The sequence below is a fragment of the Blastopirellula sp. SH421 genome, assembly GCF_057808535.1.
In genome coordinates, this window is record NZ_CM173712.1 from 5,422,635 (window position 1) to 5,441,870 (window position 19,236).

The 19,236-nt window shown below is 55.2% G+C and carries 19 protein-coding genes and 1 tRNA gene; 6 read left to right on the forward strand and 14 right to left on the reverse strand.

Translation table 11 applies throughout. The features are described from left to right. Nucleotides 1-8: 8 nt before the first annotated feature. The gene (locus SH421x_RS21905) at nucleotides 9-1,064 is read right to left on the reverse strand and encodes a glycoside hydrolase family 76 protein (protein ID WP_488852152.1); all 1,056 of its coding nucleotides are present in this window, start codon (nucleotides 1,062-1,064) and stop codon (nucleotides 9-11) included. Nucleotides 1,065-1,264: 200 nt separating this feature from the next. On the opposite strand from SH421x_RS21905, the gene SH421x_RS21910 reads away from it, so the two are divergent. Beyond that, complete coding sequence (locus tag SH421x_RS21910) at nucleotides 1,265-2,266, forward strand: alpha/beta hydrolase (RefSeq protein ID WP_488852153.1); 1,002 nt, start codon at nucleotides 1,265-1,267, stop codon at nucleotides 2,264-2,266. Between the two features lie 78 nt (nucleotides 2,267-2,344). Here SH421x_RS21910 and SH421x_RS21915 read toward each other — a convergent pair whose 3' ends face one another. Continuing rightward, a complete protein-coding gene (locus tag SH421x_RS21915; protein ID WP_488852154.1) occupies nucleotides 2,345-3,286 on the reverse strand; it encodes an acyl-CoA desaturase in 942 nt (313 codons plus the stop codon). A gap of 772 nt (nucleotides 3,287-4,058) precedes the next feature. Here SH421x_RS21915 and SH421x_RS21920 point away from each other — a divergent pair. Then, nucleotides 4,059-5,477: an SUMF1/EgtB/PvdO family nonheme iron enzyme gene (locus SH421x_RS21920; protein WP_488852155.1), complete on the forward strand. Its 1,419-nt coding sequence runs from the start codon at nucleotides 4,059-4,061 to the stop codon at nucleotides 5,475-5,477. A gap of 49 nt (nucleotides 5,478-5,526) precedes the next feature. After that, nucleotides 5,527-6,906, forward strand: a complete 1,380-nt coding sequence (locus SH421x_RS21925) for a Gfo/Idh/MocA family protein (protein WP_488852156.1) — start codon at nucleotides 5,527-5,529, stop codon at nucleotides 6,904-6,906. A 112-nt stretch (nucleotides 6,907-7,018) separates the two neighbouring features. On the opposite strand, the gene SH421x_RS21930 is transcribed toward SH421x_RS21925, so the two are convergent. The 4 genes from SH421x_RS21930 to SH421x_RS21945 form a co-directional block, all read right to left on the reverse strand. Continuing rightward, nucleotides 7,019-7,612, reverse strand: a complete 594-nt coding sequence (locus tag SH421x_RS21930) for an HNH endonuclease (RefSeq protein WP_488852157.1) — start codon at nucleotides 7,610-7,612, stop codon at nucleotides 7,019-7,021. After that, the gene (locus tag SH421x_RS21935; RefSeq protein WP_488852158.1) at nucleotides 7,609-8,091 is read right to left on the reverse strand and encodes a hypothetical protein; all 483 of its coding nucleotides are present in this window, start codon (nucleotides 8,089-8,091) and stop codon (nucleotides 7,609-7,611) included. The genes SH421x_RS21930 and SH421x_RS21935 overlap by 4 nt, the downstream gene beginning before the upstream one ends. Then, complete coding sequence (locus SH421x_RS21940) at nucleotides 8,069-8,305, reverse strand: hypothetical protein (RefSeq protein WP_488852159.1); 237 nt, start codon at nucleotides 8,303-8,305, stop codon at nucleotides 8,069-8,071. Before SH421x_RS21940 ends, SH421x_RS21935 begins: the two co-directional genes overlap by 23 nt. 176 nt (nucleotides 8,306-8,481) lie before the next feature. Next, nucleotides 8,482-10,203, reverse strand: coding sequence for a DUF1559 domain-containing protein (locus tag SH421x_RS21945; protein ID WP_488852160.1), 1,722 nt, complete (start codon nucleotides 10,201-10,203; stop codon nucleotides 8,482-8,484). 318 nt (nucleotides 10,204-10,521) lie between these two features. On the opposite strand from SH421x_RS21945, the gene SH421x_RS21950 reads away from it, so the two are divergent. After that, nucleotides 10,522-11,772, forward strand: coding sequence for a hypothetical protein (locus tag SH421x_RS21950; protein WP_488852161.1), 1,251 nt, complete (start codon nucleotides 10,522-10,524; stop codon nucleotides 11,770-11,772). A 268-nt stretch (nucleotides 11,773-12,040) separates the two neighbouring features. Further along, nucleotides 12,041-12,481, forward strand: coding sequence for a TIGR03067 domain-containing protein (locus tag SH421x_RS21955; RefSeq protein ID WP_488852162.1), 441 nt, complete (start codon nucleotides 12,041-12,043; stop codon nucleotides 12,479-12,481). 173 nt (nucleotides 12,482-12,654) lie between these two features. Here SH421x_RS21955 and SH421x_RS21960 read toward each other — a convergent pair whose 3' ends face one another. Both SH421x_RS21960 and SH421x_RS21965 read right to left on the reverse strand, forming a co-directional pair. Further along, nucleotides 12,655-12,846: a hypothetical protein gene (locus SH421x_RS21960; RefSeq protein ID WP_488852163.1), complete on the reverse strand. Its 192-nt coding sequence runs from the start codon at nucleotides 12,844-12,846 to the stop codon at nucleotides 12,655-12,657. Nucleotides 12,847-13,038: 192 nt separating this feature from the next. After that, entirely contained in the window at nucleotides 13,039-13,233 is a 195-nt protein-coding gene (locus SH421x_RS21965) for a four helix bundle protein (RefSeq protein ID WP_488852164.1), read from the reverse strand. On the opposite strand from SH421x_RS21965, the gene SH421x_RS21970 reads away from it, so the two are divergent. Further along, nucleotides 13,223-13,402, forward strand: a complete 180-nt coding sequence (locus tag SH421x_RS21970) for a hypothetical protein (protein WP_488852165.1) — start codon at nucleotides 13,223-13,225, stop codon at nucleotides 13,400-13,402. The two genes, SH421x_RS21965 and SH421x_RS21970, sit on opposite strands and share 11 nt — an antisense overlap. Nucleotides 13,403-13,599: 197 nt before the next feature. Here the strand turns inward: SH421x_RS21970 and SH421x_RS21975 are convergent, their stop codons facing one another. The 6 genes from SH421x_RS21975 to ahcY all read right to left on the reverse strand — a co-directional run bounded on the left by SH421x_RS21975 (nucleotide 13,600) and on the right by ahcY (nucleotide 19,066). Then, on the reverse strand, nucleotides 13,600-14,055 hold the full coding sequence (locus SH421x_RS21975; RefSeq protein ID WP_488852166.1) for a four helix bundle protein: 456 nt from the start codon (nucleotides 14,053-14,055) through the stop codon (nucleotides 13,600-13,602). Between the two features lie 68 nt (nucleotides 14,056-14,123). After that, nucleotides 14,124-14,198, reverse strand: a tRNA-Pro gene (locus tag SH421x_RS21980). Between the two features lie 83 nt (nucleotides 14,199-14,281). Further along, entirely contained in the window at nucleotides 14,282-15,298 is a 1,017-nt protein-coding gene (locus SH421x_RS21985) for a ParB/RepB/Spo0J family partition protein (protein WP_488852167.1), read from the reverse strand. Continuing rightward, nucleotides 15,291-16,037, reverse strand: coding sequence for a ParA family protein (locus SH421x_RS21990; protein ID WP_488852168.1), 747 nt, complete (start codon nucleotides 16,035-16,037; stop codon nucleotides 15,291-15,293). The genes SH421x_RS21985 and SH421x_RS21990 overlap by 8 nt, the downstream gene beginning before the upstream one ends. Nucleotides 16,038-16,293: 256 nt before the next feature. Then, nucleotides 16,294-17,616, reverse strand: coding sequence for a DUF1015 domain-containing protein (locus SH421x_RS21995; protein WP_488852169.1), 1,323 nt, complete (start codon nucleotides 17,614-17,616; stop codon nucleotides 16,294-16,296). 121 nt (nucleotides 17,617-17,737) lie between these two features. After that, entirely contained in the window at nucleotides 17,738-19,066 is a 1,329-nt protein-coding gene (gene ahcY, locus SH421x_RS22000; protein WP_488852170.1) for an adenosylhomocysteinase, read from the reverse strand. Between the last annotated feature and the right edge of the window lie 170 nt (nucleotides 19,067-19,236).

Genomic DNA, 19,236 nt, shown 5'->3' on the forward strand with positions numbered 1-19,236 from the left:
GCTCTCCCCTACGACTTCGCTTCCGACATCAGCCACAACACGCGCGCGATGCAGGCGCTCGACATCATGTCTTCGGGCGGGTTCGCTTTCCAGTTGGCGTAAATCGCGTCAACGTTGCGCTGGGCCCTTTCTAGCAAGTAAGGCTCGTGCGTTTCGCGATAAAGTTCGAGATCGGCTTCGATCATGAAATGCGAGTAGCGGACGGCGTCTCGATAAACTCCGGTCTGCTGATCCAAGAACCAATCGGCCGCTTTCCCAATTCGCTTCGCTTCGTCCAGATACGCTTGCTCGCCGGTGGCATGATACAGTCCCAAGTTGGCTCGCAACATCAGTGCACTGTTGTAGGTTAATTTTCCTCGCTTGATTTCGCCGGTGGCGACCACTTTGCGATCATCAAACAGGCCATCATCATCCTGCAGCGCCGAGTTGGTCCATGCGACGATCTCCCGCGCCTTGGCAATCAAAGCCGGAGCTTGCGCTGTATCAACCTTCGCCAATTGCAAACAACCGACCGCGGCCGGGCCGTTGGCGCAGGTATTTTTGGTGCCGTCCTTGTGACGTTCGTGCCACCAGATTCCACCGCCGATCTCATCATCCCAACCACTTAAGACAAACTTTTGCGTCTCGTCGGCGCGCTTCAAGTACCGCGCATCGTGGTTCGTTGCGTACGCTTCTAAAAAAGTAATCACCAACCAAGCGTTATCGTCATAATACTTGTCGTTTCCATTGCCGCGGGTTGGCGCCGCTTCGTAGCCGGGCACCTTCGCCTGGCTATCCCAATAGCCGTCAAGCGCCTTGAAGTATGCGTCTAGCTGCGCGCCATACTTCGCTGGCTCGATCCGCGCGGCGGCGGTTAGATTGGCGAACATCACACTTTGCAGCCAGACGTAATCAAGCCGGTCGTGTTTCACCGTTTTGAAGTAAACGCCGCTCTTCGCGTCAAAGAAGGTCTTCTGAATATGGCTGGTGACTTCTTCGGCCTGCTGCGCATATTGATTGGGTTCAGCGGCAGATCCGGCGCTAGTGATTGTCAGCAGCAGGGCGATCGTTACCAGTTTGGTCATAGGACATCTTTTCGCATTGGTGGAGCAAGGCCGCAATAGGGATCATTAACGCCGGGGAACGTGGCTTTGTAACACGCCGCAAGCTATCATGATAGTTCACCGCTTTGCCGCCGACGAGACGTCAGACCGCGGTGCAGCGCTGCACTTACCGCCAAGCCCTGCCTGCTCCTTCGCTATTTACCCCCCTAGGAACTCTGTTTATGAGAGTCGATATTGCTCCGCGATTTGTGTTGGCTGCTTTGTTCGTCGCCCTCCCTGCGCTCGTTTCCGCAGCCGAACCATTTCAACCGCAGCCCATCTTGCCTGGCGGAATCGTGTTGCCGCTTTATCCGGCGGATTCACCGCAATTGAATCAAGCTCGCGTGCACGAAGCGGAGAATTACAACTCGACGTTTGAGAACAAACCAGCAAACATTCTCAACGTAATTAACATTCACAACCCATCGATCGAAGTCCATTTAGCGACTGACCAGCCGAACAATACAGGCACAGCCGTGATCGTCGCGCCGGGCGGCGGCCACAAGATTTTGTGGGTCGGGCCTGAAGGGGCTGATTGCGTTGCTTTTTTCCAAAAGCAGGGAGTCTCAACCATCATCCTACGCAATCGCTTGCGCGTGGATGGCTATGTCGCGGAAGTCGACGCAGTGAACGATGCGTTTCAGGCGATTCGTCTGGTCCGGGCACATGCGGCCGAGTGGAAATTGGATCCAGCCAAGATCGGGATCATGGGCTTTTCGGCCGGCGCCGAACTCTCGGCGCCGACTGCCGTGCTGTACGAAAAATTTGAGCGGGAGCATCGCGACGACCAAGCTGCGCTGGCCCAGATTTCGGCGCGACCTGATTTTGTCGGCGTGATCTATCCCGGCCCAACTCCGTTTACGGCCCATCCCGAGACGCGCATTCCCCGTGATGTTCCCCCCAGCTTCATCGCGTCGGCCGGATCAGGCGACAAGGTTCATGCGTTGTGGGCGACCGACTATTTTACGGCCATGCTCAAAGCAGGCGCGCCAAATCTAGAGATGCACATCTACGGCAACGGCGGGCACGGCGGCGGCTTGAAAGATCGCGGCGGCATTCCGTTTGGAACTTGGACCGCGCGCTACGTTGAGTGGCTGAATGATCTCGGCTTCCTCAACAAGCCCGGCACGCCCACCAAAGCAGCGGCCGACGTCGCCGCCTATGCGAAGAAGTCGAAGAGCTAGACAAGTCATTCACGCATGAAAAAAGCTCGTCGCAGTGCGACGAGCTTTTTTCGTTTAAGTCAACAACCGTAGGCCCGTTTAGGCGGCCTTCACTTTTGTCGCCGTCTTCTGATCAGGACGCGCCACATTCCAGGCCAAGCCTGCTTTTTCCATCAGCCAAATCACGCGATACGAAAGATCCAGTTCCCACCAACGTCGCCCATGCGCGGCGGAGGTCGGCAAAGCGTGATGATTGTTGTGCCAGCCTTCGCCGTGCGACAACAAACCAATCAACCAATTGTTTCGGCTGTCATCACTGGTTTGATAGGTGCGATAGCCCCACAAATGCGTGACCGAGTTCACCGCCCAGGTAATGTGCCACACGACGACCGTGCGAACGGCGACACCCCAGACCAATAGGCTCATGCTCATTCGCCAGGCTTCGCTCCAGCCGCCGGTGAAAAAACCAATTGCGCCGCCCAGCAAAGTAATCGCAATCGCATGGGCTAAATAAATCAGCAGGCCATTCTGTCCACGTTCAAGCCACAGATAAAACGGATCGCGAACAATATCACGCGCATATCGATCCAGGTGGTTCATCTTGCCGAAGTTGCGATCCTTTACCATCAACCAGCCCATCTGGCTCCAGAGAAAGGTGACCAGCGGCGTGTGCGGATCTTCTTGCTCGTCTGAGTGCTGGTGATGCACGCGATGCGTTGCGACCCAACGAGCCGGAGTATCTTGCAGACAACAGACGCCCAGGATCGCGAAGGTATGTTCTAGCCACAAGGGACACTGAAAGCTGCGATGCGTGAGCAATCGGTGATAACCGATCGTCATCCCAAACATGCCAAACAGATGATGCCCCACCAAGATCGAGATCACACCGGTCCAACTGAACAGCCAAGGCCAAAACGCCAATAACGCCACTAGATGAATGACGCCGATGACTCCTACATACTCCCACCAAATGCGAATGGGATAGACGCCTGCTGGTTTATCAAGGCGTTCTCGTTTGTGAGGAGATGCGATCTTAAGCACGACAGTTTCTTCCAATATGGGATAAATATCCGCGACGGATGCCGGACGTCTGAGGGGGAGATTGTAGTGATCCCGCGTTTTTAACGGAATATCGACATCTTTTGACAAAATCAGGCAATCTTGCCTAGACAGAAATCGTCTGAAACTGGGCCAGATTCGTTAACCTAAGAACCCAGGGAGGTCTAGCAAGATTAACGAAGCTAGATCTGTTGGGGGAATATCGCACGCCCAGCTTAATCTACTTTCTGGGGGTCCCGTCGTAGAATCTGTGCGGATTAGGCAAATATACCGGGTTATTTATCGGTATTCGAAGCAAACTGGCAGCTCGAGCCCTACCCCCCAGTTTGCGATCGATTCCCATCAGGGCTTTGCAGCAGTAGTCAGTATGGGTGGAATACACGAAGCTTCGCACCGATGGCGTCGGCAGGGTATTGAAGCAGTCTGGCCCTGTATTTGTGACTCGCCTCCCTAGTTGGAACGTAACCTCGCCGGATCTGCCGCTATTTGCTAGAGAAGCGCCAAGCCGTGAAGAGTAACAGGCAAGCTGACATCGGTTGCGTTTTTTCAAAAAAAACTTTGCCTATGCGATCTTAAGCGGTGGAAAAAGAGAGATTGCCTGACGCGAACTATCTAGAATGAGTGTCCCCGTAGGTAATGATTTGTTCGCCAAGAGTCGTACTCGATTGCGTTGGGCGATCCGAGTACTTTCTTCCTGCAAGGCGCCAAAGTCCTGCCAGTGTTGCCTGCCGTTGTGAATTATAGGAACGGACGATTGATCAGCTATTTCAAGATTAGCATCCAGCTTTGTAGTTTCCTCTCGATTGCTGGGCTAGGCATTTCGGCATCTGCCGACAAAGTCGATTTCCTCAAGCAGATCGCCCCCATCTTGGAGACCAACTGCGTCTCTTGTCACTCAGGCGACGCCCCCGAAGGGGACTTCGATCTGACGACCAAAGAGCTGGCCAACGAGACCAGCTATGACGAGGCGCTAGTCGACGCTGCTCCTGACGAGAGCATGGTCTACACGTTGACGGTTCTCGACCGCACCGACGATCAACTGATGCCGCCGCTGCATTCTGGGGGACCGCTGCCCAAAGAGAGCATTCAGTTGCTACGTCAATGGATCACCGAAGGCGCCGAGTGGCCCGCAGGTACGACCCTGACCGCAAAACCGAAACCGGCTGGCAATTTTGTTTCGGCAGACGACTTTGACTTGGTCAAAAAGATTCACGCCAAAATCGTTGCTCAGGCCAAAGCGGAAGCAGGCGAACCGCAAGATTACGCCAAGAAGATTCCGCTGACCGAAGTGGAATATCTCATGGTCGCAACGCCCGGCGGCGAGTTTCTGATGGGCAGCCCCGACAGCGAAGAGCTTCGTCATGCCGACGAGGGGCCGCAGACCAAAGTGAAAGTCGATCCTTTTTGGATTGGCAAATGTGAAGTGACCTGGGACGAGTACGAACCGTTCATGATCACCCAAATTGACCGTCGCAAAGATGGCGGGCGAATTGACTATGACGCGAAGGCGCATACGATCGTGGATGCGGTCAGCCAGCCAACTCCTCCCTATACCGAGATGAGCTTTGGCATGGGTCAGCACGGCTATCCGGCGATCAGCATGACGCAGCACGCGGCCAACAAATATTGCCAATGGCTGAGCGCCCAAACAGGGCACTTCTATCGTCTGCCGACTGAAGCCGAGTGGGAGTGCGCTTGCCGCGCCGGGACCAACACCGCCTACTCATTTGGCGACGACCCAGACCAGTTGAAACAATATGGCTGGTTCTACGACAACTCCAACGAAAAATATCAAAAGGTGGGCCTCAAGAAGCCCAATCCTTGGGGGCTGCATGACATGCACGGCAACGTGATGGAATGGACGGCCGACCAATATTTGCCCGACTACTTTGAAAAAATCAAAGCTCACACCCACAATCCGTACATCAAACCGGTCTCCCTATATCCGCGTACCGCACGCGGCGGCGGCTGGGACGATGATCCAGATCGACTTCGATCGGCGGCGCGGCGCGGATCGGACCCCTCGTGGAAGCAACAAGATCCGCAGTTGCCGAAAAGCGTTTGGTATCACACCAACGCGACCCAACTGGGATTTCGAATCGTACGTCCTGTGAAGGTTCCTTCTCCGGAAGAAATGTACTTTTACTGGAACAGTGCCCGCGACGTTTACTAGCCCCTCTCTCTTTTCACCTCCCACCCTTCCCATTATGACAGGATCGATAATGAGCGAACGAATCGAACAGACAGAAAACCGCCGCAACTTTATCAAAGTTGCCGGAACCGCTTCGGCACTAGCCGCCTTCGCCGTTCCCCATGTCCATGCCGAAGAAAAAGAAATCAACACGATCCAAGTCGCTTTGGTTGGCTGTGGTGGTCGTGGATCTGGCGCCGCGGCCGATTGCTTGAATGTTCCCGGCGGCCGCACCAAACTGGTCGCGTTGGCGGACGTCTTTCAGCATCGCCTGGACGGCAGCTATCAATCGCTCGATCGCTCGTTCCAATCCAACAAAGAAAAAGTGGACGTCCCGAAAGAACGTCAGTTCGTCGGGTTTGAAGCCTACAAAGATGCGATGGACGCTCTCAACCCGGGCGACGTCGTGATCCTGGCGACTCCGCTGGCGTTCCGCTGGGTGCATTACACCTACGCGATCGACAAGGGTTTGAACGTCTTCATGGAAAAGCCGGTCATCGCCGATGGTCCTAGCGCCAAGCGAATGCTCGCACTCTCCGAAAAAGCGGACGAGAAAAACCTGAAATCAGCGGTCGGCCTGATGGTTCGTCACTGCCGCGGTCGCCAAGAGTTGCACAAGCGCATTCAAGATGGCGAGATCGGCGACATCATCATGATGCGCGCCTATCGCATGCATGGCCCGGTCGCTTCGGCCTTCTCGACCCGCAAACCGGCCGAAACTCCGGAAGTGATGTTCCAGATTGAACGCTTCCATAGCTTCCTGTGGGCCAGCGGCGGCTGCTTTAGTGACTTCTACATCCACCAGATTGACGAAACGTCATGGATGAAGAACTCGTGGCCGGTCAAAGCCCAAGCGCTGGGCGGACGTCATCATCGCGATGATTTCATCGACCAAAACTTTGACTCCTACGCTGTCGAGTACACCTACGACGACGGATCGAAGCTTTTCTTTGATGGCCGCACGATGCTCGGTTGCCGTAACGACATGTCGAGCACGGTGCACGGCAGCAAGGGTTCGGCGATTGTCAGCACCTCGGGGCACACCCCAGGCAAGGTTCGCACCTTCAGCGGTCAAAACCAAAATCGCCGCGAAGTAACGTGGGCTTTCCCGCAACCAGAAGAAAATCCGTACCAATTGGAATGGAACGACTTCATTGACGCGATTGTCAACAACAAGCCGTACAACGAAGTCCCACGCGGCGTCGAAGCGAGCCTGGTCACCAGCATGGGTCGGATGGCGGCTCACACCGGTCAGGAAATCACCTATGACCAAATGCTGAACTGCGAGCACGAGTTCGCACCGAACGTCGACAAACTAACCGTCGACGGCCCGGCGCCGATCATGCCCGACGAAAACGGCCGCTACGCCGTACCGATGCCCGGCAAGAACCGCGACGTTGAGTTCAGCTAGTCGTTGGACTGCGATCCGTAAAACAACAAAGCCGGGCGTCTGACTTTTCAGACGCCCGGCTTTTTGCTTATGAATGGTCTACGTCCATGTAACTGGAAAGGAATCAGGCTACTCAGTACGTCTCAGGAAGCAACCCTCGTTGCCTTTTTGCATACCAGCTAATTTCGACACTATCGGGGCGTGAATTACTGGGTGGTCTCAGCCGACGAAGATTTGGCAAATCATCCGGAAAACCAAGTAGCTGCTGATATAGATCGCCATCTCGATCCTTTGCGAGATCAACAATCCGCATCCACATGACTCGCCATTTTCGCATGCTTGGCGAATTCAAATCAAGCTGTCGAATAAGTCGTGTTGCATTCGCTTGATCACTTGCGATAAGTCCATCCGGAAATACAACTGTCGATTCTGACGAGAAAATCGTCAGCGGATCTTCGATGGACTCATCGAGTTTTACAGCATTGCATCGCCGGCAAGCATAGACCAGATTGCTGTAGTCGAAGCGAAGATGCGGAGCAAGCGATTGCGGCTGAAAGTGGTCTAGATCAAACTCACCGGTAACTTGTCCCCACGTTTCTCGCTTCAAGCAGTAAACGCAACGGAAGGTGAATTCGTCACGCAACCAGGAACGGAATGAATGGTACGATGAATAACCGGCAGGTCCATGAATGCGATCGGACTGCGACTCCGGATAATCAAAAATCACTGCTGCGAGCCTGTTGTCTCGGATTTTATATCCAAAAGATGTCGGTGAAGTTTCCTAGCCCCTTCAAGCGGTAAATTCTCCTCAGCATCGACGTGCTCACGCATGACCAACGTTAAGCCTGCTAATTCGAGCCTTTCGGCAGGACTTATCGAGCCTTGAATATCTTTGTCGATCAAGTCGAAACGTCGCTTGTTGCGATCGGGCCCCCATTTGAGGTCGACATGAGGGTGCATCGATTCGAATGCGACTTGCCCAAATAGATTGAACAGCTCGTCTTCATCCACGCCAGAGTCGAGCAACGTATGATTCACGGCTCGCATCGCAGCAAGAGAGTAAGCTGCGGTATTCAAATCTGGAGGCAGTGTTTGCCCTACTTCGATCAGGTTAAATTCCAGCTGCTTCAAAAATTGCCGAAACCAGTCCTCAACCGTTTCAGATAATTCTCCAGCGTCAGAATTATGCGGCTTCTTGATGGCCATTTCTTCGATCTGTTTCCTCCACGGAGCTCGCTAACGCTAGCAATGCATGCTTAGCAGCCACGCGATAGTGCTGAAGCGTAACAAGACCTGGCGAAGTGGCTTCTTTCGCCAATTCCTTTGCTTTGGTGACAACCTGCTCGGCAAAAAAGGCCTTCCACTCAGCCAAAGCTTGGGCCGCCTCGGCCTGGATTTGAATCGATCCTTCTGGATCCATGACAACCTCCATGTCCTGAAATAGGAACGTAGTTTACCGCTGAGGGCTCCAGCGGAAAATGTCAGTTGAGCGACCGCCTCCAGCTAGCGTTCGCTCGCTGGCTTGCAGCGGAGGCAAAATCCTTGCATCGCGATAGGTCAGACCCCAGGCCTGACCTACCCTTTTTGCTACCCCAACTACTCCGGAATCACCTGACCATCATTGCGCTGCAACATCAGCTGAAGCGTCTTGGCGGCCGCTTCAGCACTGATGAACCGGACGCTGCCGTCGCAGAAGGCGGCGTTGAATCCACCTACTTGCGCCTTCCCCAAGTTGTTCCAAACGTTCATCAGGTCAACTTCCAGATCGCTCGGCTGCGTCCAGATGACGGCGGCGTCGTCGTTGGCTTCGACGCACATGATGGTGTTGGAGGTTCCGTCTGTAATGCTTCCGAAACCGAGTCCTTGGGCGAATGACCTCCCCTCCGGCTTTGCGGCCGGCTCTTCAAAAAACATCCCTTTCCCAAGCGAACTCAGGTACGTCGTATAACCTTCAGGCGCCATGCTGCGGGGATTCCGATAGATTTCTGGCATCTGCGCAATCAGTTTTTGGTTATGCTCACTATCCCACGGTTCGTCGAGATGGAACTGCTCGTAAAGCGCACCCTCTTCGAGGAACGGCAGAAGCATCACGCGCCATGAGAGCAGCTTCTTGCCTTCCTTGTCCGTGATCGCCTGCGGAGGAAACGAGCCGAAGGTGTCATGGAAATTGTGCATCGACAGCGCGATTTGTTTAAGATTGTTGGTCGAGTGCATCCTCCGCGCCGCATCCCGTGCGGATTGCACTGCCGGCAGCAACAGCGCGATGAGGATTCCTACAACGGCGACATTGGCAGCGGCCGCATTCTCTTTGTCTTGCTCAAGTTGGATGACCAGAGAATTGCCCTCTCGCTGGGGCGCCAACAGAGCGATCATCCTTTCCGCCATGCGGGTTTGATATTTCCCCATCGCAGCTTCTACAGTGTCGTCACTGTCGGCCAGCTTTTGGGCTTCGCCCAGCATCGCCTCTTTGGCCATATCCATGGAAAAGCCGGCCATATATTCCAGCTTTTTGGCCGCTTCTGCATCGACCGCTTCAATCTTCAGCGCCAAAGCCATCTTGCTGGTGAAATGCCCGCTCAATGTGATCGATTTGGTCGAATCAGGAATCTGCTTGTAGACCGTAAACGGAAACGGAATCTGCACCTGCGAGACAGCCCCGTTAATTTGATCGCGCACCGGCGCCATGTTGAAAATCGCCACGGCGTCGGCGTCACCACCAGCGTCGACCAACATTTGCGCTGGCTGAGTCAGCTTCGCACTGGGGCCAGCAGCAACAATCTCGGCCACGGTGGTTAGCGAGCCCAGCATAAAGGTGTTCGCATCCAGTCGATGCGCCACGGTATAATCAATCGGGTTCAACTCGGTATAAAACGCTTTTCCTTGTAAGTCCGGAAATTCGTCCGTGACCGTCTCTTCGTCGGCGTCATCATCGACCAACTCGCCGATGTTGGCGAAGAACGTTTCAGGATCCAGCGTCTGGGATGTTTTTACGACCACCACCACATCCGGCGCTGGACTCTCAGGCGTCGGCGGAGTCACAAAAAACGAGATCGAAGTGATCGTCATCGGATCAAAGCCAAGATACTTCTCGCCAAACGCCTGCGCCACTTCGACGGGATAATTTTTCACCAGGGGAGAAGTCAAAATCTGATCGGCCCGCAAATAACCAACGCCGACCGCATTCGCCGGAATATATTCCAACCCCGGCATCGTCTGCTTTACGGCAGCAGCCTCTTGAGCCATCAACGCCCACTGCGGCGAGCAGGCCATGGTCGCGATCAGAAAACCGATCAGGATTGTCTTGAAGTGGGAAGTCATGTGTCGCTTGCCTTGATGAGACCTGGAGAGTTGGATGAGATAGCTGGGTCAGCAGCTAGAGATTATAGCCAACAGAGGGAGGAGGGGTCGAGCATTTACTGCGATAAAGTTTGGCGAGTAAATAGCTGTCCCCTCTGAATCTATCACCAGCGAAATCCAGGTCATTCGAAAAACGAACTTGCCCCCTCCCCAAGATACGCCTGCGGATTTCTCGTCGCGGCGATTTCTGACTATATTCAACCAGTGTGCGATCCACACAACCAAGGTCGCAAGGTGCAGCGACAAGGCCTACGCCAGATCTGCTATTGGGATGATTGAATGAAACAGGCCGCAAACCTCCTGATTATGTTGTGGCTGATTCCAGTTGGCGTGCTGCAAGCCAACGACCTTGAGCAAGCCCACGCTCAGCTCTGGTCAAAATTCGTCGATTCCCACGGCGTCATTCGCGACTTTGTCGGCGATCTCCCTACGCCAGAAGATTGCCGATTGGGCAAGCCAAACGCCATCGGTTGGTGGAGCCCGATCGAAGATGGGCCGATGTTCACCGGATTGTATCTGCCTGCGATGTGCGAGCGGGCTCGGCGTTCTGGCGATCCTGCCGACCTAGAGCAGGCGCGTCGTTTGGCTGCGGGGCTAATGAAATGTGCTTCGGTGTCAGACGTAACAGGCATGATCGTTCGCGGCGTCGGCGCCGACGGCGTTTGCCATTATCCGCTTGGCTCGGACGATCAAACGCATCCTTGGTTTCTGGGTTTGCATGCCTATGTCATGAGCGACCTACCGACCCCGGAAGAACGTCTTGCGATTGTCGCCAAAATGGTCACGGTTGCAAATGTGTTGGAGTCAACCGGTTGGCGCTGTCCGTGCGATGGAGCATTTAAGGGCCAGTTCCGCGGCGGCTACCAAGGACACCTGTTTCGCGACGCCGCTCGCTATCTTTATCTACTCCGAGCCATGTACGACATCACCGGCGAGCAAGTCTGGTTGGATCGCTATCAAACAGCCCAGGCCGAGACTCCGGAGCATGCCAACCAAACCCGCGCTGAGATCTGTGCCGAAGGTTACGCCAGAGATCGCGAGGCGATTCGCCACATTGATTCGCACCAACTTTGGATCTATGTCGGCGCCCAGGTATCACTCGCAAAACTGATTGAGCTGGAAACGGACGACTCTCTACTTACTCACTATCGCATAGGGCTCGCGCTCAACGCCCAAGCAGCGCGCGTCTCTCTTGAAGCTTACAAATTGTTCGACAATCAAGACACCAAAGTCTTTGGCAACGCCGATTGGCGTGCGGTCTATTCGACCTGGTTCCCCCAACCGACTCAGGCCGACGCCGAGCGACTTTCCCGCACCGGCGACCCCAGCAAACGGGGCGAACGCAAATCGTACGAGCAACGCACGATGCAAAACCCGTTGGCCGCGGCGGCGATTATCGCGTTGGCTGGTGATCCCACGGATCGGCTCGCGATTGAAGCGGCGATCAAACACTATGACTATTCGAAGCTTCACATGGCGACGTTTTTCTTCGCCGAATGTGCGGCGTATGCGTTGCCGGAAGTAAAGTGACGCTAGATCCTGCCCCCGCGGATTCACCACCGATCATCGAAGTCGCATCGTGCCGCAGAATATCGTGCCGCAGGATGTGGTGAAAAAGCTACACGTCGCCGACCAACGCAAGCCCCGTGACACTCCCAATCGGTATTGCCGTTGCCGATGCTAGCACTTCCTTAGCAATTCTTGCGGTTGGATCAAATTTTTTTTCCCAGCCGGTAAAGCGATTCTAGGCTACCAGCATAGTGATCTATTTCATGTGCGATCTTCTGGAGACTCTCCCATGCGCTTCCCTATGATGCTGTTGTTGGCTGCCGGTCTGTTGTTTTGCACCAACACCACCCAGGCCGACCAAACGGCCAGCGATGACGCGTTGCAAGGAACCTGGTGGTTGATCAGCGGCGAAGCCGATGGCAATCCGCTCTCCCAGGCCGAGCTCAAAGATGGCAAGTTGAAAATCAGCGGAGACCACTACACAATCACCATGGCCGGGGACGACAAGTTTGAGGGGACCCAAAAGTTAGGCGTGCAAGGGAACCTCAAAACCATCGACGCAACCGTCGGAATGAAAGACGAAAAGCAGAAGCACCTGCTGGGCATCTACCAAGTCACTGGCGATGAATTTCGCGTGATCTTTGCCCCCGCCGGAGAAGCTCGCCCCACCAAATTTGAAACGGCTCCCAGTAGTGGGCAGTGGATGCACGTTTGGAAGCGGGTGCAGTAGTTGAAGCCATCTTCTCAACAATTCAAGCTAAGAGCCGCGAAAGACTTCGCGGCTCTTTTTGTTGAGATCGGAGCAGGAGGACACCAAGCTTGCTCGTCACTGCAATTCGGCAGACAAGAGCGATCGGCATCTCAACATGTAGTGACCATGCCGACGGTACGATTGCCGCTCCATCACCCCAGCCGGCGATAGTACTCAGCGCGAAAAGCATCGACCTCGGCATAAATGCGATCGAACGCTCCTTCGCCGTCGAGACTTTCGACGTACTCCCGAGCAACTGAATTGTATCCCCGTTCGTAGGAGAGCTTCTCAGAATCCGTGATATCGCTGACGTGCTCTACAAAGATTCCGTAGCGATCTCGCATGCGTTCAAATAGAAACTTCCCCCAAGCACCACGTGTTTGTACGTATAGCCTTCTCGTACCGTTCACAAAGTCGAGCTCCGCCGCTTGGCGGCCGCGATCATATTGCTCAGGGTCCAATTGAATCGTCGAGTCCTCTATCGAAAAGGGGCAACCGAACGTCGGCTTTGAGGTTTCATCGGACCGGTTATTTCTCTACCCGTTAATCAAACCCGACAGCATCTTAGCAATCTCTTCTAGCCTGGCTTTCAGCTCACCATCCGAAACGTCCACGATCAGCCTGCGCCGCCGCGCCAACTCCGACAACGGCACGCATTCTTGGACCGATCCGCAGGCAATGAGGAAGAAATTCTTCCGATCGGGTTTGGCGAAGCGTCCGTTGCCCCGCAATGTTGGCGGCGATCGAGAGGGCGGCGCGGTTGAGTTGGTCGACGAGGAACCCGTAGCCGCGGGGGAATTGTTCGGTGGCCTAGCAGATTTGATCGGCGAAGTCGATGGACTTTTGGTAGACGAGCAGTTTCTCGAACTGGAACGTCACTTGGCTACTCCGCAGAAGTGAGTAGAAAGTAGAGCAGTAGACCGAGTAGAGAGGGAGAAAGGTGAGCGGCAAGATTTGGTTGCGGCCACGGCATTTGAGCCGAGACCTGCTCCCTCTACTGCTCTACTTTCTCCCCTCTACTCTCTACTTGCCTTCGGCAAGTCGGGGTGACGGAACGGCCATTGAACTTTTTTTGGCTGGTATCCAAAAATCTGAGTTTATAGCTCGCGATTTTCAAGTCCTTTAATCAGTCCCGATAGCATTCTGGCAACTTCTTCCAGTTTTAGCTTCAAATCGGCATGCTTTTCATCGTTAATGAGATTTCTGCGGCGAGCCAACTCTAAAAGGGGCACACATTCTTGGACCGAGCCTCGGGCAATGATGAAGAAGTTCCTGCGGTCGGCTTTGGTGAATCGCCCGTTGCCTTCGGCGATGTTGGCGGCGATCGAGAGGGCGGCGCGGTTGAGTTGATCGACGAGGAAGCCGTAGCCGCGGGGGAATTGTTCGGTGAGTCCGAAAACGGTATCCGCAAAGTCAACCGATTTTTGATAGACGAGAAGTTTCTCGAATGCGAAGCTCATCCGGCTACTCGAAGAAGAGAGTAGAAAGGAGAAAGTAGACCGAGTAGAGAGGGAGAAAGTTGAGTGGTGGTGAGGATCGTCCCCCTTTGCCAAACGGCTAGGCCTTCGACGCTCTCCTCTCTACTTTCTCCCCTCTACTCTCTACTGAGGCTTCGCCTCAGTCGGGGTGACAGGATTCGAACCTGCGACCCTCTGCTCCCAAAGCAGATGCGCTAGCCAGGCTGCGCCACACCCCGAGTGAAGTCCCCGATCTTATCCGCCGAGCGGGGACCTGACAATGATACCTGTACTATACATGCTTACACAAACCGGATTTTTTTTAGCCCGCTTTGCGTAATTCGACCTGACCACCCAGTAAATGGTCTCGCAGGCGATCAAATTCGTCATTTCCCTTGAAATGTAGGACGATCTTGCCTCCGCGGGCCGACTGTTTGATGTCGACCTTGGTTCCCATCGCCATGCGAAATTCCTGTTCTAGGGACGCAATCTGGTCGCTGGCGGTTCGCGATTTTTTTGTCGGTTTTTTTATCGTCGCCGGGCCATCCTCTGCGTGAATGAAGTCTTGCACCGCTTCTTCGGCAGCCCGGACGCTCCAACCGCCGTCAAAGATCCGGCGGGCGAACTCGACTTGGATTCCTTCTTCACCCAGCGGCAACAACGCCCGGGCATGACCGGCGGTCAGCTCGCCTGTCATCACGGCGGTCAGCACCGGCTCGGGCAGTTCCAGCAGGCGAACCAGGTTGGCCACCGTCGAACGATCAATCCCGATCCGCTCAGCCAGTTCGCTTTGCGAGCAACCGTTCTCGTGCATGTAGCGCTCAAACGACATCGCCTTTTCAATCGCGTTCAGATCCTTCCGCTGCAAGTTCTCGACAATCGCCAACTCGGCGACGGTTTGGTCGTCGGCTTCAAAGACGCGAACCGGCACGTGATCCCAGCCGGCGACAATCGCGGCTCTCAGGCGACGTTCGCCGGAGATCAACTGATAACGCCCATCGATCTGACGGACCGCAATCGGCTGCAGCATGTCGTGCTGAGCCAGGCTTTGTGCTAGTTCGGCGATTTCGTCATCATTGAACTCTTGGCGCGGCTGATAGGGATTCGCTTCGATCTCTTCAACCGAAAGCTTGATCAAGCGTTCGCCGGAAAAAGCTTCCGGGGCCGGTGTGTTGCTCACGACCGGTGCGGCGCTGGCGTTTGCTTGTTCGCTGTGATCGGGATTGTAAACCCGAGGCGCACCTGCTTCGATCGGGGCTTCGATCATACCGCCGGTCTCATCCATCGGCCCGCCTAACAGCGCCGCCAATCCACGCCCCAGCCGTTTTTGCTTAGTCACGCTCGAGTACCTCCATGCATAGTTCAATGTAAGCGCGCGCTCCTCTTGAGCGAGGCGCATGATCAATCACAGACCGACCGTGGCTAGGCGCCTCGCTGACGAGGACATCCCGCGGAACCACGGTGTCAAACACTACTTCACCAAAGAAGTCGCGGACCTCTTCCTCGACTTCGGCGGTTAACTCTAATCTCGGATCGTGCATCGTCAGCACGATCCCACCAAACGCCAGGCGATCAGGCTTCTGCTGCATCACGCCGCGGATGACCTGGATCATCTGCGTCAAACCTTCCATCGCAAAGTACTCGCACTGGATCGGCATCAGCACCTCGGTCGATGCGGCAAGCGCTGTTTGCGTTAGCTTGCCGACTGACGGCGGGCAGTCGATCAGTACAAAGTCATAGCCCGCCATGCCGCGTTCTAAGTGCGACTGCAGGACGGCGGCTTGGGGTTGATCGTCCGATGCAAGACTCTCGACATCCTGAAAGCTGCGACTGCCCGGCAGCAAGTCGAGACCCTCGATCGCCGTTGGCTGGATTGCTTCACGCAGCGATTGCTGCAGCACCAACGGATGGCGATCGGTCGGCTCTAGGTTCAACCCGGTCGTCGCATTGCACTGTGGGTCGAGATCGATCAGCAACGTTCGCTGGGCCGCTTTGGCCAACGCGACGGCTAGATTGATAGCCGTGGTCGTCTTGCCGACGCCTCCCTTTTGATTCGCGATGCAGATGATTCGAGCCACGTTGCGCCTTGTTCTTGTTCGCACTGTCCCCATGACGATGTGCGGGGAAGGGATTCTAGCGAGGAAGCGCGCAAACGCGGAATGTCATTTCCCCCGCGAAAAACAGAAATCAGGATGTTTCACGTGAAACGCACAGACGGTTCAAAGTCGCCTGTTTCACGTGAAACGCCCAAACTACGCAAAAAGGGCGTTCCGAACGATTGTCCGAAACGCCCTTGGTTAGAGCCTTGTTTCACGTGAAACGGTAACGATTGGCTTAGCTAAGCGGATTGAAGACGAGCCCGCTAAGCAGCTTGGGATAGAAGTAGGTGCTCTTGGCCGGCATCCGCTCGCCCTGTTCGCTGATGGTGCGGATGTGGTCGATGGTCGCCGGCATGACGATCGCCGCCAACGGATAAGGTTGGCCACCGTTCTCGGGATCGCCCTGCTGGATTCCCTCGATGACTTCGCTGACCTGATGAACGTAGTTGGCTTTCGGCAGATCCTTGGCTTCAAGCAACGTCTCGATCACCAAGCGATGCAGGATCGAAACGCCAAGCTCTTGCCAGTCGGCGCTATGGTCGGAGGCGATCTCGGCCATCTTGGCTTGACCTTCTTCATTGAAGTTGGCCATCACCCAGGTATCGTCGACCGGACAGTAGAAGCCGAGCTTGCCTTGTTCGTCGCCGGTAGCAATGTCGGTCCAGATCGTGTCGGCCAGTTCGGCGCCTTGGCCGACGATGGTGATGTCAAAGTATTTGCCCAACTTGGCGACCAGCTCGTCGGACTTCATCGCCGGCAAGCCGCGGAACAGTCGATGGGTTGGCAGAACGATCATTCCTTCATCACTCATGCTGACCAGCATCGTCAACACATAGTTGGCCGGATGAACGTTGGTCAGCTCGCCCGACTCGGCCAGCTGATCTTTGTAATTGCAGGCGGTCTCGTAACGATGATGCCCATCGGCGACATACATCGGTGCAGCGGCGATTGCGGCGCTGACCTCAGAGATCAACATCAGGTCACTAATCGGCCACAAGCGATGAACAACGCCCAAGTGATCGGTCGCGACCAGCGGAGTTTTGTCAATTACATAGTCGTCCAATATCTTCTGCGTCTGATTGCTTGGATCGGGATAGAGCCCAAAGATCTGACTGAGATTGGTTTTGGTTGCATTGAACAGTTTCAGGCGATCGGCTTTGGCCGCAGAGTGGGTCTCTTCGTGCGGGTAGATATTTCCTTCCCCGAAGCGGACCAGCTTGACCCCGGCCATGAAGCCGCGGCGAACATAGTGCGTTCCATCGACTTCAAACTCTTGCTGATAGACATAGATCGCCGGGTCGGACTCTTGGCTGAGGATCCCTTCGCGAACCCAATCTTTCAGAAACCGTGCGGCCCGCGTGTAGCGATTGTGGGTCTCGTCATCGCCCGGCTCTTCGCGGTTCAAGATCAACCGCACCGTGTTGGCGGGATGCTGTTTGTAAAGCTTGTCTTGAAGCTCTGGTCCGATCACATCGTACGGGGGCGCGACAACATCACTGAGCGAGCCAACATGGCCCAGGTCGTAGCGGAGTCCGCGAATTGCTTGAATCTGTGGCATGCGATGCTTACTTTGGTGCGTGCGAATAAAAAGAAAAGGGGCCGCGACCATTCCGTCGCAGCCCCCAAGCGTATCTCAGGTCGACTCACCGGCCAAAGCAGGGCTGAGTCGATCGTTCGGTTTAGTAGCGATAGTGATCCGGCTTGTAAGGACCATCGATCGGGAAGCCGAAGTAGTCGGCCTGCGTTTGCGTCATCTTGGTCAGCTTGACGCCGAGCTTTTCGAGATGCAACCGGGCGACTTCTTCGTCTAGATGCTTCGGCAAGACATGCACGCCGATCGGATACTCGTCAGAGTTCTGCCATAGTTCGAGCTGGGCGATCACCTGGTTGGTGAACGAGCTAGACATGACGAATGACGGGTGACCGGTGGCGCAGCCCAGGTTGACCAAGCGGCCTTCGGCCAGGATCAGGATCGAGTGACCATCGGCGAACGTAAAGCGATCGAGCGGACCGCCGGGAACGTTGGCGCCTTTGATCGTGTCACGCTTGATGCCGGGCGTCTTGGTCAAGTAGGCCATGTCGACCTCAAGATCAAAGTGACCGATGTTGCAGACGATCGCGTCGTTCTTCATTTGCTCCATGTGAGCGCCGGTGATGATGTCGCGGTTGCCGGTCGTGGTGACAAAGATGTCGGCGGAGCCAACGACTTCCTCAACCGTGGTGACCTGGTAACCTTCCATCGCCGCTTGCAACGCGTTGATCGGATCGATCTCGGTGATGATGACGCGAGCGCCAAAACCACGCATCGACTGGGCACAGCCCTTGCCGACGTCACCGTAACCGCAGACGACAACCACTTTGCCGGCGACCATAATGTCGGTGGCGCGTTTGATGCCGTCGGCCAGCGACTCACGGCAACCGTACAAGTTGTCAAACTTGCTCTTGGTGACCGAATCGTTGACGTTGATCGCGGGCATCTTCAGCTCGCCCTTCTTCAACATCTGATACAAGCGATGGACGCCTGTGGTGGTTTCTTCCGAAAGTCCGCGAATGCCTTCGCACAGTTCCGGGTACTTCTGATGGACCATGACGGTCAAGTCGCCGCCGTCATCCAAGATCATGTTCAGCGGTTTGCCATCGGGGAAGAAGATCGTTTGGTCGATGCACCAATCGAACTCTTCTTCGGACATGTTCTTCCAAGCGTAGACCGGCACGCCGCGTTCGGCGACGGCGGCGGCGGCGTGATCTTGGGTAGAGAAGATGTTACAGCTGCTCCAGGTCACTTCGGCGCCGAGTTCGATCAGCGTCTCGATCAAGACCGCGGTCTGAACCGTCATGTGCAGGCAGCCAGCGATGCGGGCTCCCTTGAGCGGCTTGTCCTTGCCATACCGTTCGCGGAGAGTCATCAGGCCAGGCATTTCTACCTCGGCTAGTTGAATCTCTTTTCGCCCCCACGCGGCTAAGCTAATGTCTTTAACTTTGTAGGGGAGCTTTTCGACTTGCGACACGGAGAGTACTCCTTCAATGAATTGGAAAATCAGAATCGGCAATTCCCGTTACACCGCATTTCAACCAGCATGCGCAACGGCGCCGTCAGACCCGGCTACCAGGGAACCGTTAATGTAGCCCATCTTCAGTAAAGCCGTAAATGCCCAAACGCTAGCAAACGCGGGTTTTA

Coding starts and splice junctions, on each gene's coding strand:
- SH421x_RS21945 (WP_488852160.1), bottom strand. CDS start 10,203: ATGACTTCCCACTTCAAGACAATCCTGATCGGTTTTCTGATCGCGACC.
- SH421x_RS21940 (WP_488852159.1), bottom strand. CDS start 8,305: ATGGATCCAGAAGGATCGATTCAAATCCAGGCCGAGGCGGCCCAAGCT.
- SH421x_RS21955 (WP_488852162.1), top strand. CDS start 12,041: ATGCGCTTCCCTATGATGCTGTTGTTGGCTGCCGGTCTGTTGTTTTGC.
- SH421x_RS21950 (WP_488852161.1), top strand. CDS start 10,522: ATGAAACAGGCCGCAAACCTCCTGATTATGTTGTGGCTGATTCCAGTT.
- SH421x_RS21910 (WP_488852153.1), top strand. CDS start 1,265: ATGAGAGTCGATATTGCTCCGCGATTTGTGTTGGCTGCTTTGTTCGTC.
- SH421x_RS21995 (WP_488852169.1), bottom strand. CDS start 17,616: ATGCCACAGATTCAAGCAATTCGCGGACTCCGCTACGACCTGGGCCAT.
- SH421x_RS21960 (WP_488852163.1), bottom strand. CDS start 12,846: ATGCGAGATCGCTACGGAATCTTTGTAGAGCACGTCAGCGATATCACG.
- SH421x_RS21905 (WP_488852152.1), bottom strand. CDS start 1,064: ATGACCAAACTGGTAACGATCGCCCTGCTGCTGACAATCACTAGCGCC.
- SH421x_RS21935 (WP_488852158.1), bottom strand. CDS start 8,091: ATGGCCATCAAGAAGCCGCATAATTCTGACGCTGGAGAATTATCTGAA.
- SH421x_RS21925 (WP_488852156.1), top strand. CDS start 5,527: ATGAGCGAACGAATCGAACAGACAGAAAACCGCCGCAACTTTATCAAA.